The sequence below is a fragment of the Thermosporothrix hazakensis genome, assembly GCF_003253565.1.
Taxonomy (GTDB): Bacteria; Chloroflexota; Ktedonobacteria; order Ktedonobacterales; family Ktedonobacteraceae; genus Thermosporothrix; species Thermosporothrix hazakensis.
This window is the reverse complement of the sequence record NZ_QKUF01000057.1, coordinates 1-14,597: the sequence shown is the minus strand read 5'-3', so window position 1 is coordinate 14,597 and position 14,597 is coordinate 1. Positions and strand designations below refer to the sequence as shown.

At 52.1% G+C, this 14,597-nt stretch carries 16 protein-coding genes; 11 read left to right on the top strand and 5 right to left on the bottom strand.

Features of this window, described 5'->3' with window-relative positions; all coding sequences use genetic code 11:
• On the bottom strand, positions 1–1,528 hold a 1,528-nt coding region (locus tag EI42_RS30970), incomplete at its 3' end, for a lantibiotic dehydratase family protein (RefSeq protein WP_170143045.1).
• A gap of 845 nt (positions 1,529–2,373) precedes the next feature.
• On the opposite strand from EI42_RS30970, the gene EI42_RS30965 reads away from it, so the two are divergent.
• Both EI42_RS30965 and EI42_RS30960 read left to right on the top strand, forming a co-directional pair.
• Positions 2,374–2,946, top strand: a complete 573-nt coding sequence (locus EI42_RS30965; protein ID WP_111326728.1) for a hypothetical protein — start codon at positions 2,374–2,376, stop codon at positions 2,944–2,946.
• 62 nt (positions 2,947–3,008) lie between these two features.
• Positions 3,009–3,446, top strand: coding sequence for a hypothetical protein (locus tag EI42_RS30960; protein ID WP_111326726.1), 438 nt, complete (start codon positions 3,009–3,011; stop codon positions 3,444–3,446).
• A gap of 308 nt (positions 3,447–3,754) precedes the next feature.
• Here the strand turns inward: EI42_RS30960 and EI42_RS30955 are convergent, their stop codons facing one another.
• Positions 3,755–5,050, bottom strand: coding sequence for an MFS transporter (locus tag EI42_RS30955; protein WP_111326724.1), 1,296 nt, complete (start codon positions 5,048–5,050; stop codon positions 3,755–3,757).
• A 172-nt stretch (positions 5,051–5,222) separates the two neighbouring features.
• Between EI42_RS30955 and EI42_RS30950 the strand changes: the two genes are divergently transcribed.
• Entirely contained in the window at positions 5,223–5,831 is a 609-nt protein-coding gene (locus tag EI42_RS30950) for a PadR family transcriptional regulator (RefSeq protein WP_170143044.1), read from the top strand.
• Between the two features lie 334 nt (positions 5,832–6,165).
• Here the strand turns inward: EI42_RS30950 and EI42_RS30945 are convergent, their stop codons facing one another.
• On the bottom strand, positions 6,166–6,747 hold the full coding sequence (locus EI42_RS30945; protein ID WP_111326720.1) for a hypothetical protein: 582 nt from the start codon (positions 6,745–6,747) through the stop codon (positions 6,166–6,168).
• 641 nt (positions 6,748–7,388) lie between these two features.
• Between EI42_RS30945 and EI42_RS33630 the strand changes: the two genes are divergently transcribed.
• From EI42_RS33630 to EI42_RS33625, 3 genes are all read left to right on the top strand, one after another.
• A complete protein-coding gene (locus EI42_RS33630) occupies positions 7,389–8,792 on the top strand; it encodes a GH12 family glycosyl hydrolase domain-containing protein (RefSeq protein ID WP_211326436.1) in 1,404 nt (467 codons plus the stop codon).
• Between the two features lie 409 nt (positions 8,793–9,201).
• Positions 9,202–9,543 carry a hypothetical protein gene (locus EI42_RS30935; RefSeq protein WP_111326718.1) on the top strand — a complete coding sequence of 114 codons (342 nt, stop codon included), beginning with the start codon at positions 9,202–9,204 and terminating at the stop codon, positions 9,541–9,543.
• A 54-nt stretch (positions 9,544–9,597) separates the two neighbouring features.
• Positions 9,598–9,816: a hypothetical protein gene (locus EI42_RS33625; protein WP_111326716.1), complete on the top strand. Its 219-nt coding sequence runs from the start codon at positions 9,598–9,600 to the stop codon at positions 9,814–9,816.
• A 107-nt stretch (positions 9,817–9,923) separates the two neighbouring features.
• On the opposite strand, the gene EI42_RS33620 is transcribed toward EI42_RS33625, so the two are convergent.
• Positions 9,924–10,169, bottom strand: coding sequence for a hypothetical protein (locus tag EI42_RS33620; RefSeq protein ID WP_111326714.1), 246 nt, complete (start codon positions 10,167–10,169; stop codon positions 9,924–9,926).
• Positions 10,170–10,291: 122 nt separating this feature from the next.
• On the opposite strand from EI42_RS33620, the gene EI42_RS30920 reads away from it, so the two are divergent.
• From EI42_RS30920 to EI42_RS30900, 5 genes are all read left to right on the top strand, one after another.
• A complete protein-coding gene (locus tag EI42_RS30920; protein ID WP_111326712.1) occupies positions 10,292–10,702 on the top strand; it encodes a PPOX class F420-dependent oxidoreductase in 411 nt (136 codons plus the stop codon).
• A 410-nt stretch (positions 10,703–11,112) separates the two neighbouring features.
• Positions 11,113–11,811, top strand: coding sequence for a ferritin-like domain-containing protein (locus EI42_RS30915; protein WP_111326710.1), 699 nt, complete (start codon positions 11,113–11,115; stop codon positions 11,809–11,811).
• 318 nt (positions 11,812–12,129) lie between these two features.
• Complete coding sequence (locus EI42_RS30910) at positions 12,130–12,531, top strand: DUF4383 domain-containing protein (protein ID WP_170143043.1); 402 nt, start codon at positions 12,130–12,132, stop codon at positions 12,529–12,531.
• Positions 12,532–12,573: 42 nt separating this feature from the next.
• A complete protein-coding gene (locus EI42_RS30905) occupies positions 12,574–13,362 on the top strand; it encodes an anti-sigma factor (RefSeq protein ID WP_111326706.1) in 789 nt (262 codons plus the stop codon).
• Positions 13,325–13,948, top strand: coding sequence for an RNA polymerase sigma factor (locus tag EI42_RS30900; protein WP_111326704.1), 624 nt, complete (start codon positions 13,325–13,327; stop codon positions 13,946–13,948). Before EI42_RS30905 ends, EI42_RS30900 begins: the two co-directional genes overlap by 38 nt.
• Positions 13,949–14,228: 280 nt before the next feature.
• Here the strand turns inward: EI42_RS30900 and EI42_RS34145 are convergent.
• On the bottom strand, positions 14,229–14,597 hold a 369-nt coding region (locus EI42_RS34145; protein WP_249033475.1), incomplete at its 5' end, for a hypothetical protein.

The window sequence follows — 14,597 nt, the reverse complement described above, 5'->3', positions numbered from 1 at the left end:
GCCCGTTACGCACCCCCACGACCAAATCATTGAGCGAGATCACCCGCTCGGGAGGCACAGAGGGTGTCGTCCCGACCGCGATTTCGTAGCGCCGCAGTGGAGGCCGAAGCGCCACATTCGCCATTCGGGCCTCGCGTGGCTGATAGCTCAACTCGGCAAAGATCACATCGGGCTGAAGCGCCTCTTCACGCTCGGTCAACTGCTGTAGATGCCGCATCCCCTCCTCATCCAGCAGATCAAAGAAGCGTCCAAACGTGCGCCCGGCGTTAGGAGAACCCCAATTCGGCCCGAGCACCGCGCACCACTCGCCATTGTCCAGCGCCTCACGCGACGCCGCATGCACCTGTAGATAGATTTCCAGCGAGAGCGGAGCCTGTTCCGCGACTGGAGACCAGCGCTCAAGTCGCTTCAGCAACGCTTCGGTCAGCTCCAGCTCCATGCTCTGACTGTTCACTACTTCCGTAACCAGCTCGTGCAGCAGTTCATCACGACTGCGGGTGTCAGGATAGGTCGGGCCAGCACGCAGCGGATAGGAGCGCGGCGGCCGATCGTAACCGGCTGGCGCATCGAGGCCCATTTCCGGGTTCAGGAGATCAAGCAACGGAACCTCAACTCCCTCCCCATAGGTTTCAAGAAAGAACAGACGATACTCTCTGAGATGAGGCAAACCTTCAGGGAAAGGCGTCAGGCGAAGCAGGAGTTCAGCGGCTTGTGCGGCAGCCATCCCGATCTGTTGATGAAGCGCTGTCCGCTTCAGATGCAGTGCCGCATCAACCTGAAGCAGGGCTTTCTCCTGCTCCTCAGGAAGGAGACGCTTTTGAACTGTTTCGAGCTGGTAGAGCTGTTCTACGGTAGCAGCGTTTCCGGCTGCATCAAGCGCCTTCGTCTGCTGCAACACGTCCGCCAGGCCATCCCTGAGTGCTTCAACCCCCTGAAGATTGGCAAGCTTACGGAGAAGATAATCAGCCGGGCGAGCATCAGTCAGGGGAGGATACAGGTCGCTGATTAAAAAGTGGTGCTCCCAGAGCTGCCACAACAAGCGCTCAACCTGCGATGGCTTCGCCTGAGGAAAGGCCCGAAGCAGTGCCACCTGCAATTCTGTATAAGGAATGGGCTGCACCGCCAGGTCCAGCGCTTTAAGCACAACGGAGGTGGCCCGTAGCGAGATCGAGCGGTTAGCTTGTTGCCCATACGTATCTGCGTAGGGCAGGCGTCCCCCCGCAAGATAGGCCGTCTGATTCGCTCTCACCCTGAGTTGCGTCACAACCTCCTGCACTTGCTCCGTATGCTGAATCAGCGCAAGCATATCGGGTCTGGCACGAAAGCCTTGCAATGGCGACGAAGCCAGCATCAGCCGGGTCTCATCGGCGAGAGTTCCAGTCGCGATGCCTGAGAACAGGCCAAAGGGCGTCGGGCGCGTGCTCATCCGAATCAGGTAACGCAAGAGCCCGGCATAGACGCGTTTCACCGCCGCTGGCTTCGCTTTGGGCAGTCTCTGCAACGCCTCCCACAATGAAGAGCTTGCCACCGCTAACGCCAGCGCGTGTTGTGGCTGCTCGAAATGTTCTCGTAGAAGCTGATAACAGGCCTCTCTGTCTCCTGCTGTCGCGGAAAGACGAAGAAAAAAAATCAGCGGGCAGGGCGGGGGTGCGCAACATATAAAAGCCTGCTGGCGTATAGAAGCGCGTTTCTTCTGGCATACCTTTTCTATCCTTTCCCTCACGAAATGAGCAAGAGACGATCCCAGACAGGAGGAATCTCGGTGGCGGCAGCGAGCAGCGCCATCGCTACCCCGGGAGCACCAACCAGCCAGGATGGCTGACCGTGACCCGCACATCTAGCTCAAACTCATCGTGCTCAGCCACACTCTCAAACGTTGGCATCTCGATCATTGTGCCTTGAACCATTGTGTAACCTCCTTTGGCTTAAAAATGAACTTCTTTGTATGGGGTAGCGTTTCTTCATAGAAGTGGTTCAAAATGCATGCATGCCTTCTTCAACCCCCCATAGTAAATAGATAAATGATAAGCCTACCAGCATGCAATATCACATACTACTGTGATATATGGGTGATATATTGTACAGAGTTGCAAGCGCTTCTCTTTCTGCCACAAGAAGGAGATTTCAGTGCGTCCTATTTGCAGGCTATCTACCATCATTTACCGCTTGTGTCATTGAGACACTCCCTGCAAGCTAAAAAGCTTCTTCCTTTGACAACAGATGTAGAAATGCCATATACTCTCCTACAGAGAAGATAGATCCTGATACGCGAACGACGCAAGAGCCACATAGACCGCTTGAGAAGTGTTCCCGGCTGGAATCACAGCAGCAATACGGCACAAAGCAGAACAGAGGCCAGAGGAGTTTCACACGATGGCACGAAAACAAAAGCTCCAGGCAAGTCAGGTCGAACTGTTACTTGATGATCTGGCAGGGGAGCTCCTGCAACGAGGATGCACGTCACCGATGAAGATTCTGGTCATCGGAGGCGCTTATATGCTCCTTCGGATGGGAAACCGCGCCTCAACCGGCGATGTTGATATCTTCCCCCTGAACTTTGCCGCAACCTTTCAACCAGACGAGCGAACACGCCTGTTTCAGAAAGCAATCAAGGCCGTCGCTCGCCGCCACAGTCTGCAACAGGAATGGCTCAATGATGCAGCTTTTGGTGTCGTGGGGGAGCTCCTTCCTCCGGCATTACAGTTAGAGCTCTGGAAAGTATTTCGCGAGATACTCGAAGTCTACCTTCCACCGGCAGACTTCATGCTCGCGATGAAGCTGTTTTCGTATCGCGATCAGGATTACGCCGATGTCGAGGCGCTCACGATGGCGCTCCAGATAGAGACTCGCGAACAAGCCCAACGCCTCCTTGATCGCTATATTGATCGGCCTACACAGGAAGAGTATCGAACGCCTGAGACACTCGACTTCCTTTTCGAGGACTAACCGCTCGCTTGTCCCGGGTCCCGCTAATCGATATAATGAGAAATGAGAGGAGGGAAGAAAATATGTTTGCCGAAGATATACCGCAGACCATCAGCAGAGCATATCAGGAAATTCTGGAAGGTGAAGCTCCCTGGGTCGCGATCAGCGAGTTCGCCCATAGCTGGTTTGGCTATTATCCGCAACGCCGGGAAGAGCTGGTCAGAGAGCCTATAGAGCCTGGCGAGACGCAGGAACTCAGGCAGTGGGCAGCGTTCTGTGCGGCCTCGGTGGAATATCTCTGCCAGAAAGACCAGATCGCCTGTCCTGACTGGGTACATAATCCACACTTTTCCCTCCCGGAGCCATTTTATACGCACCCGCTGGCCACACGGAAACCACATATCCGGGAGCGGCTGGAGCAGGAAGCGCCGCCCGCCTTCGCAAAACGCAATGTCTATTGCACGAACCGCGTCTATGCCAACAAATACGAAGCGCCTCCGGTACGCCGCCGCACGGCATAAGCAAGCCAGTGGCTATCTCGCAAAACAATACGGGGCAAGCGCATGGAATCCTTTGTAGTCAATGCGGCCAGGATGTGCCGGCTAACTCGCCCTGCGGGCGTTCAAGAGCGCAGAGCCTCCTGAAATCAGCCTGGCAAAGAGAGATGAGCCGTCGCAATTTGAGAGGCACAATAGAAAGCCTGTTAGCACTCATGCTTGTTACGCAAGCGATAGGTAAAACCATTCCCTATGCCTCCAGAGCCATTAGACTCTAGAACACAGGACAAAAGCGACCATGCTCACCCCACAGGTACATTTGTCGAGGGAACCTATACCTCATCTTCCTGCTGAAGGACATCTTGAACCGAAGGCGCCGACACCTCTCGCAAGGTCCGAAGACGACGGAGTTCTGGCCAGATCAATGCGACAATAAGTACAACAAGAATAGTGCCTACGCCACCACCAACGACAGAGAGGGTAGGACCAAACAACTGAGCCGTCAGGCCCGACTCAAAGCCGCCGAGCTGACTGGAAGCGTTGACAAAAAGCCCATTCAAAGCAGCGACACGACCACGCATTTCATCCGGCGTACGTGTTAAGGCAAGTGTCTCCCGAATAACCACGCTCAGGTTATCCAGCCCTCCCAACAGGAACAACACCAGGAGAGAAAGCCAGAACGAGCGCGAAAGGCCGAACAGGATAGTGGCCACCCCGAACCCGATGACACTCAAAAGCAGGGTGAAACCTGCCCGCTTCAGTGGTGGCCGATGAGCCACAAAAAAGGCCATGCACAAAGCCCCGATCGATGGCGCCGCTCGCAACCAGCCTAATCCCTCCGGGCCAACGCGTAGCAGCTCATCGGCAAAGACCGGCAACAACGTGGTTGCGCCCCCAAACAGCACAGCAAACAGATCCAGCGTCATAGCCGCCAGCAAAATCGGCGTATGCCGAAGAAAGGATACACCTTCTCCCAGTGAACGCCATATCGCGTGTCGCTCTTTCCCCTGCTGGTCGCGCCTGTTCAACGGGCGGACACGGAGAGGGAGCAGCAGGAGCGCAAAAGTCAGGGCCATGACAGCATGAAGCACATAGATGAAAGCGCTGCTCGATATCCATGCCAGCATCAACCCCCCAAGCGCGGGACCAATCACAGTAGCAAGCTGCCAGGAACTACTACTCCAGGTTGCCGCGTTTTCAAAGACGTCCTCCGGCACGATTTGCGCTAAAAGTGCCGTAGAAGCCGGAGTGATAAAAGCGGTTGCACTACCAATCAACAGCAAACAAACATAGACAAGCACAAGAGCTCCATGCCAGAGCGAGACAGCAGCCAGACCGAGCGAAGCGATAATCAGGACCGCCTGCGCCAGCACAAGGATCCGCTTACGGCTATAGCGGTCAGCGGCAAATCCTCCATACGGCAGAAGAAGCAGCGCAGGAAATAACTGAATCAGGCCCACCAGGCCTAACAAAAAAGCTGAATGCGTTCGCTCATATAACTCCCACCCGATGGCAAGGGTCAACATTTGTTCTCCCACCGCGGCCACAAAAGAGCCTATCAACAACAACCGATACTCGCGAAAGCGTAAAGCCTGATACGGATCACGCGCCATCACAGGAAAATGCATAGCGTCTTTCTCTCTTTCCGAATTGAAATCCTCCCTCGCCCCACTCTGATATATCTTTCAATAATATATCTTTCAGTAATATACTCTGGCAAAATATAATTGTCAAGCATATACTTCTATGTTAGAATGGATCTGCGATGATGGAGAATTTCTGTGGAAAGGATCTTTTACGATGAAAGAACAGACAACCTACCCCATTACATACGCCGTGCTGGCATTCCTTGAGCGATGGGGACCAAGCAGCGGCTATGACCTGAAACGAGGCTTCGATCATGCCCTTATCCCCTTCTTTGGCGCAGTGTACAGCCAGATCTATCATGAATTACGCCGTTTACATGAACTGGGGTGGGTCGAAATGGAAGTAGAAGCAGATTCCTCTCGCCCCGCACGTAAACGCTACACCATTACACAAGCAGGCCGAGAAGCGCTGCGAGACTGGCAAACCCAACCACTGGAAAAGCCTCAACTGCGGGACGAACTTTTCCTCAGAACCCTTTTCGGACAAGTCGCACCTCCGGGCGCACTTGCGGCCCGTTTTCGCGAAGCCATCGCATACCATGAACAGCAGCTTGCTCACGCTCAAGCCGAAGTACAAAGACATAGAGATGCACTTATGCAAACGCCTGAAACAGGGGCAGAGCGTCTCGCACATGAACAATACCTCGCATTGGTTGTCCTGTTCGAGCAACGATTTGAAGAAACATACTTGAACTGGCTTCAAGAAACACTTGCATTCCTCGAAAAACGGGAACAACCCTCTTCAGATGCCGAGAAAGCATAGTATTCTGTACAAAGCAGTGGTTTAGCTCGCGACTGCTAAGAGGCGAGCATTGAGCCAATTCCGCTCGGCACCCGCCGGCCTGCCTGTTGAGGCAAGTCGTCAACATAGAGGAGCCCACAACCAGGCATCTCAAATATATTCCGATGGGGGCAAGCGCTTCAAGCATTATTCACAGGGGGTAGATTTTTCTATCCGCGGAGAGACAGGGCTTTCCGGGCGCTTCTCTGTGAGATGAACAGCACACGCTATGCCATTCATCTCAGAAAAGGGAAACTGTACTACATGAAAAGCGGCAGCAATGCATACTGCCTCTTCCCCGCCCTGAGAGCACCACTCACCGCCTGCCAGCAGGAACAAAGATCGGTTTCGCCTCAACCTGAACGCTCTGAAGCGCTCCTGAAAATGAGCTTTCCCGTACATGATGAATACAGAATTCCAGAGCGGGCCCCATTGTCATCTGTCTTTGCCAGAGCATGCTTTGTTGCTCAGCTCGGCCAGCCTGTACCAGCCGGTAAAACTGTTCGTAGCTCATCTCGGCAGGCTTAGTCAACCAGGTAGCAGCACGAATCTCAGCCAGTCGTGCAAGCTCCACATCGCTCTCTTTCAGGCGGTAGAGCCCACCAGTTCCATTCCCCGCCAGACGCGCAACCTGATGATGTGGCTCCAGGCAGCTTCCCGTGACGGCAGCTTCATCCAGCGGATCAAGTGCCGCCGAGTTCTTGACAAGATACCAATCCTCATACACTTCACTTTCCGCGGGCATCCAGGGGAGAGCCGCCATTTCCAGTACCAGCGATCCCCAAAAGCCCTCTGGCCTGCGCTCCTGCAATATCTGATGAAAAGCAATCAGCTTTTCCTGATACTCCTCCTTCGCGACCTGCTCGGCCCGTTGATGCCAGAAAACATATGCCAGCATTCGTCCACATCTCTCCTTTCATACTGCTCTTCTTGACACTATACTGGAGAAAACGGTACAGGTCCACTTTTTGCCAAAAGAGAAGGACTCTCGGAGCAAGGCCGCTACGATACTTCCTGCTACCTCTGGATCGCAACAACACAAGCCGCTCCACACGCAGCACGTTCAGCATGCCATAAACGTGGGTCCGCTGCCCGCAGGCATCTGACAACCATCAACACAGACGCTGTCGGGATCACGAAGTCTTATGGTTGCTGTACGTGCTGCGCTTTCGCGGAGGGATATCTTGAGGGACAACATGGCACAGCAATTGTGAGTCCCTATCTGATAGTCCTCGAAAAGAGCAGCACACTCCTGAATCTCTTGACCCGTATATTCCATAATTCGAGTGTTTAGAAACACAACAGTGTCAACAGGATAGATAACCCAAAGGTCATCAGAAATGCATCACCATTTTACACGATCAGAGATGAACCTTCAGTTTTTTATCAGTCAGGTGGAATCCTGGTATTAGCGGAACCTCTATGGTACAACAGAGAAGAGAGGCAAATCCTCTCACTGGCAGTAGTTCATCAATACGTCATAAGGGCATGATGTCTATGGAAAGACAGCTTTTTGACAGACAGACAAGGAGGTTCCCTATGACTATGCGAGTAGGCTCGGGCATACGCGTGCTTATCGTTCTCGCGCTGGCTCTGGGCTTCCTCTCGATGACCTCTCTACCGGCCAAAGCGGCGGAAGTGTGTACAGTTGATGGCACGATCGACAATCTCGGGAAGTACTGGCTCAACAACAACCTGTGGGGCAGCAATACAGGTTCGGGCACCCAGTGCACCTGGGATACATCCATCTCTGGCTCAACTCTGGCATGGGGAACGCGCTGGAACTGGACCGGCGAGCAGAATTCTGTGAAATCGTATGCCAGCGCGGTGCTTGGTTGGCACTGGGGCTGGAAGAATCCCAATACCGGCTTGCCTGTGCAGGTCTCGCAGAATACCAGCGTGGCGAGTAACTGGAGCTTTACCCTGACCGGCAACAGCGATAACCGGATGAATGTCTCCTATGATCTCTGGTTCCATCCTACCGCAAATCCTGGCAATGTGAACCCTTCTGATGAGCTGATGGTCTGGCTATACAAGTCAGGCTCGATCCAGCCAGTTGGCTCGCGTCAGGCAACCGTCACTATCGCCGGGACGACCTGGGAACTCTGGCGCGGAAACGCTGGCTGGAACGTCTTCTCGTTCGTCAGGACATCAAGCGTCACCTCGGCCTCGTTGGATCTGCGCGACTTTATCAATGATCTGGTAACACGTGGCTGGATGGACCCGAGCAAGTATCTGATCAGTGTCGAGGCGGGAACTGAGATCTTTACAGGAAGTGGTCAGCTCGATACAACCGCGTATAGCGTCGAGGTTGGCGGCAGCAGTGGCGGGAATCATCCGCCAGCCGTGAGCCTGACAAAGCCCGCCAATGGGGCCAGCTTTACCGCCCCGGCCTCGATTGATCTGGCCGCCGATGCGAGTGATAGCGATGGCTCTATCAGCAAAGTCGAGTTTTACAGCGGGAGCACGCTGCTGAGCACAGATACCAGCGCCCCCTACACCTACACCTGGGGAAACGTGGCGGCTGGCTCCTATACACTGACCGCGAAGGCCTACGACAACACCGGAGCCGTTACGACGTCAGCGCCGGTAACGGTGACAGTGGGTGGCTCAGGTAGTGGCGCGACCTGCTCGGTGAAATATAGCGTGCAGAACCAGTGGGATACAGGGTTTACGGCACAGGTCAGTATCACCAACAACGGCAGCAGCGCAATCAATGGCTGGCGGCTAGGCTGGACCTGGGCCGGCAACCAGCGGATTACCAACGCCTGGAACGCTACTACCAGCCAGAATGGCAATCAGGTGACGGCAACCAACGCCAGCTATAACGCGACCATTGCGGCTGGTGGCTCGGTAAGCTTCGGCTTTAATGGCTCCTACAGTGGCTCGAACCCTCAGCCGAGCGCGTTTACCCTGAATGGCAATCCCTGTAGTGTCAATTGATTGTACGCGTGAGTTCAGGAGGGCGTTCGCGCTCTCCTGGGCTTCTCCCCGACCGATCCCCAAAGAACCGCATTGGCCTCCTGGGTGAAAATGCTCCCCCTGGCCCCGCTTGATCGTTTATCCTCGGAAGAGCGCGAGGCGCTCGTGGCCATGGTTCCGGCTCTTGCTCGTATGATTAAGCCGGGAAGAACTGCCCTCTCACGGCGAAGAACAACACATCAGGAAGAAAAGGGATGATCCAGGGAAGCCAGAAAGAGAGCTCGTTGGCCGGCTCCAGCAGACATATGTTTTTGGCTCCGTGTAAAACGAAAAAATGGCAGGTGCTCGCTTGTTCTCCCTGTTCTTTCCACGTACAATGTAGAGTAGCATAAAAAAAGGTATAGCTCATTTCTGCGTGGAGAAGGAGCACATGAAAAAGAACGCTATGGGACAGCAGCCGTCTGAGAAAATGCAGCAATGGGAGCAGATGAAAGAACGAGTGTCGAGGATGGTCGATGGACTGGGCAAGCCGGTTGATAAAGGTATTGCCGAGACCATTATTGTGCTCAACTTGCTCGGGATTCCGACAAGACAATCATGCGCGGGACATCTGAAATGGGGAGTTGGAGCACCCTGGGTAGACATCGAAAGCAAGGATAAGAAGATTCAGGATCTGATGGAAAAGAAGCGCTCTTTCATCAAAATGGCGAATAAACGACGGGAAGAGCAAGGAGGGAAGGTAACGAACGAGGTCGCAAAGCTATACACATGAGCGCACAGGTATTCACTTCAGGCGAAAAAAAGGCACGCCGTTATTCATCAACGTTTGCTTGATTTCCTGGCCACGTTTTATCAGAATCGAATCGTCCCCTATGATGTCCAGCTTATCGCCTATTTACGAGGAAACAGCACGATGTTGGAGAGTCATGGCGCAGGGCTTCAGGATGTCACTCCTCTACCACTCCGAAAGGAGCGTCTGGCTGCCTATCAACAGGAGATGAGGGACTTCACAGCCTTTCTGAAACAGCGTTTTTTTGAAGGGTAGCGCTCAGGAAAAGAGGAGCCAACAGCCCTGACGATATCTCTAACGCATTCTCTATTGAGTGATCCCACTTCCCAGAGGGCTTGAGAGGGGGTGCAAGCAATCGAGCATCATCCGCTTGCCTGCGCATTTGCTCCCTCCCCTGCTTCCCTGCCGACAGGTGTTCCTCTTCTTCCATATTCCATCGTGCAGCCACCTGCAAAGCGAGGCAACCCTTCAATGAGTACTGTTACATCTCCGGCATCTCTATCATTCGTAGGGCGGCCAAAAACGCGATAGCACAGACAGAATTTATGCAGCCTTACCAGAGGAATGCCATATAACTCGTCATTGCGCAACACCCCTTTATCGAGCACAACCGATATTCAGAAAATCGCTCTTGACATGGCTATCATTTGTATAGTAACTTATTTAATAGAAGAACAGAGAAAGTGAAGAGGTGAGGCACAACAAGACTTCACCTTGAAAGGATACATTGATGACTTTGGCTGAACAATTTCAGAAGTTATTGAGCCAACCGAACAACGCGATTGTGGCAGTGAACAGAGCTGAGAGCGGCCCGCAGATCACACCAGTCTGGTACGTGTGGGACGGTGAGAGCTTCTATTTCAGCACCACAAAGGATCGGGCAAAGTACCGGCTTATTCAACACGATCCCGCCATCTCGCTGCTCGTTGAGGACGGTCCCACCTATATCGCGGCCTATGGCAAGGCTGAAGTGCTTGAGGACAACCCGGAAGCTATAGCCAGAAAAATCCTTGAAAAATACGTCCCCGCAAACAAGGTCGAGGAATATCTACCGATGACGCAGGCACCCGGGCGAATTATCGTCAAGCTGCACCCGGATCAATTCGTCACCAGCAGTCAAGTGCTTATGCAGAGGGCGTAGTTCATTGCTTCTCTTCTTGATACTATACTGGAGAAAACGGTACAGATCCACTTTTTGCCAAAAGAGAAGGACTCTCGGAGTACGCCACGACGGTGCTTCCCGCTCCCCCTGAATTGCACCAACACAAGCCGCTCCTCACGAGCACGGCTATTAGTTCTGATCTTATCAAGATTGAAAAGACGCAAAACATACATAGACGATATCAAATTCACAGATTCTTCAAAAAGAAAGTTTTTTCGGTAATCCAAAAATGTGGACGAACGTATTCATTTATAGAATGGGCCAACGGAACACGCAGCTCTTGTTTCATAGGGCTTTTTCCTTTCACCAAACCGTTGCTCCTATGAGGAAATATAAAGAGCATTCCCGTTACACCATTTGAAAGAATACATTGAGAGGATTTTGACATTGTGAGAAAAATCAGTGATAAGCTCGCAAGCGCGCTGAATGACGATCATACATCACGTCGTCGTTTCTTCCGGCATGCTTTTACAGGAGTTGCCGTTGTTGCCCCGGTCGGCGTACTGGCAGCATGTGGTGATATGGCAGATATGGATCATTCCGTATCGGCCAACACAGATCAGCAAAAGACCTCTGCTGAAACGGACTTCACGAAGAGCAAGCAGATCTTCCATGAGATCATGAAAGACGAAAATGAGCATGTTAAATTCTTGCAGGACAATCTCAAGAGCGCCGCGCGCCCAAAACCGACCTTCCAGAAGCTTGAACAAGCTGACATACAATCTTTCGTGAATCTTTCACATACTCTGGAAAATGTTGGAGTAGGGGCCTATCTATTTGCAGCTCCTGCAGTATCGCAAAAGACAATTCTGGCCGCAGCCGGTTCAATATTGACCATAGAAGCACGGCATGCAGGTTTCCTGGGAGGTCTGTTACAAAAACCCCTCAGTGTAAATGGCGCATTTGACAAACCACTGACGCAAGCCGAAATTGTGAAGGCGGCAAGTCCGTTTATTGCCAGCCTGAATGGAGGCCCTGATCCATCAGCTCCGCTAAAAAGCGATGTTGATATTTTGAATTTTGCCTTGCTCCTTGAATTTCTTGAGGCTGAATTCTACAACGTCAACGTGCCCAAGTTATTCAAGTAACAAGGTCAACATGAAGAGTCAGTGATACGGAGGGAGGTAAAGCAAGCCCCGAAATATGAGACCTCTTCCACCAATATATACATCCACCTGGTAGCACCGTCTATTGCACGAGGAAGAGAGGGCATCTGAAACCATACAGGGAAAGTTATGCGTTCAGTTGCACTCTCTTCTATTCTTGAAAATATTCGGTAATCCAAAAATCGAGAGAGACGTATCAATAAATGAGGGCATCGAGAAAGCAAAAGCGTTCTCACCTTCTTACAGATACAAAGGGTCATAGAGATGTGTTATTGTCCTATCTGGAAAGGAGTACACAAAATGGTTTCTTCACAAATACAACGTACCTTTGCTGGCGTTCTGGGAGCGGTTTTCCTGCTGATTGGAGTACTTGGCTTCATACCATTTCTCACACCACAGAATCATCTGCTCGGCATTTTTTCTATAAACCTCTCCCATAATATTGTTCATCTGCTTTTTGGAGTGCTTGGTCTCGCAGCCGCGTTCACCGGCTTCTCACAGCTCTATAATCAAGGTGTAGGCATTATCTACCTGCTCATCGGTATCCTCGGCTTTATACCGGCACTCGCACCAGACGGAATGCTGATCGGACTGGTCCATATCAACCTTGCAGACAATCTACTGCATATTGTGATTGCAGCAGCGTCTCTCTATGTGGGCTTTGTACTGCGCGCTTCTCAGAAGGTCCAGAAGCAAGCATGAGGTGTTACAGGAATCAGACAGGAGCGTAGATGGAGCACCTTAATGAACTGTAAGGAATTTGAAGAGCTCGTCGGGGCATATGCCCTCGACGCTCTTTCTCCTGAAGAGAAAGCAGAGGCAGATCGACACCTTGCCATCTGTCCTGCTTGCCAACATCAGTTATGGGAATTCCAGCATATCGTATCCTATCTTCCCTATACCTTGCCCCCAATCGCTCCCTCACCCGCAGTGAAGGAGCGCTTACTTCATCGTGCTTCGGGCAAGCAGCGACATAAACGTGCTCCCTCTCCGTTGCTAGCAGTAGCAGCTCTTCTGCTCCTCTGCCTTATGGGTGGACTGTTCTTCTGGAATGTACAACTTCAGCAGCAACTCACTACTTTACGCACACAAAAGCAAGAGCTTATCACATATACGGTGGAAGGAACCAATCAAACGCCGACTCTACGCGGAGAAGTCATCTCTCTCCAGGAGCACCATCTGACATTGCTCGCTGTGAAGGGACTAAAACCTTCTCCCGATGAGAGTGTCTACCAGGGATGGCTACTGCATGGCAAGCAACCAAAAAGCATCGGCTTACTCAGTTTTCATGATGATATGGCAGTCCTTACATTTGCTGAAGACGTCCAGAACTATGATGCTATTGCTATCAGTCACGAACCCGGGCCACAAGCCTCACTTGATGCGCCTAAAGGACCAGTCATTGCCTTTGGCTCATTGAAACATCGGGAAGGTTGGATGCCATCCGGGCTTGAGGGATGGGGGAGTTTTAAGATCCTGGAGAGAGAAAGGCACCATGCGTATTTTCAAGCCGAAGAAAACAGCCTCGCCTGAATTCGATATGCGCATGCTGGAAGAACTCAATGATGAGAGGCTTATTGAGTATATCGCTGGTGGTGTTGTCTGGGGGCTGGATGTGCTGTATCAGCGTTATCACCGCTTGATGTACGCTCTGGCTTATCGGCTTGTGTCGGATCATCAGGTTGCAGAAGATCTGTTACAAGAGGCGTTCTTTGCTGTCTGGCAGTATGCAAAAAGCTACTCGGCCCAATCCGGTAAGGTCCGCACATGGCTTTTCTCCATTCTACATCATCGCGCCATCGATTACGTTCGCTACGTACAAAGACGGTCTCATCTGGGTAATGTGCCACTGGAAAGTGCTGAACAAGAACCAGATATATGCTCTGAGGACGCCTGGGAAGCAACCTGGAAACATGAGCAGGGAACGCAAGTGCGCAATGCATTGATGAAACTCCCCGTTGAACAGCGAATGGTTATTGAACTGGCGTATTTTCAGGGATGGACACAAGCCGAAATTGCTGAGGGCTGTCAAATCCCCTTGGGAACGGTGAAAGCGCGTATGCGTCTGGGGCTACTTCATTTGCGGAGTTATCTGCAAGGAATGGGAATGGATGAATGATCACACTTCGTTCCTATGGAGCAGTTCGCACTTATAAGGATGCAGATTTTTGTCTGCATGATCAAGCCGTTAGTATACGGACAAGCTTTATGTCCCGGAAACAGGTTTGACAGCCTACCAAACGTTCTAACCAGCACGAGAGCGAACAGATCACGCCATCATATTCCGAAATGTGACTGGCATGATCTGTTCGCACGCAAAGAAGCAACCATATCATCAACGTGATGCAGGTAGCTCTCGCATAGTTATACCTCTTGCTCTAACGAAACTGTTTCGGAAGTTACAGTGAACGACCCAGAAAGCCCCGTCCTTTGAAGGCGGGGATGAATGGGTCTTCCTTATGTTGGGTTGGGGCATCGGGGTACCGTGCCCTGTTGACATGTAGCCAGAATGGTGCTTTCATAGCTACATGAAAGACGGTATCAAATCCCTCAACGTCCGGCTCCCTGCTCATCTGTTGGAACAGATACGAGAGATAGCCAAACAGCATCATCGATCCTTGAATGGGGAAATCCTGACGGCAATAGAAGAGCATATCAAGAAACAGAAGAAAGGCAAGTAAAAGCGCGCATGTTGCTCTACGAGGACAAGGTGAGCGGGACCAGGCAGCAAGACGCGGCGATTGATGAGGCCATCCGGATTGTCCAGT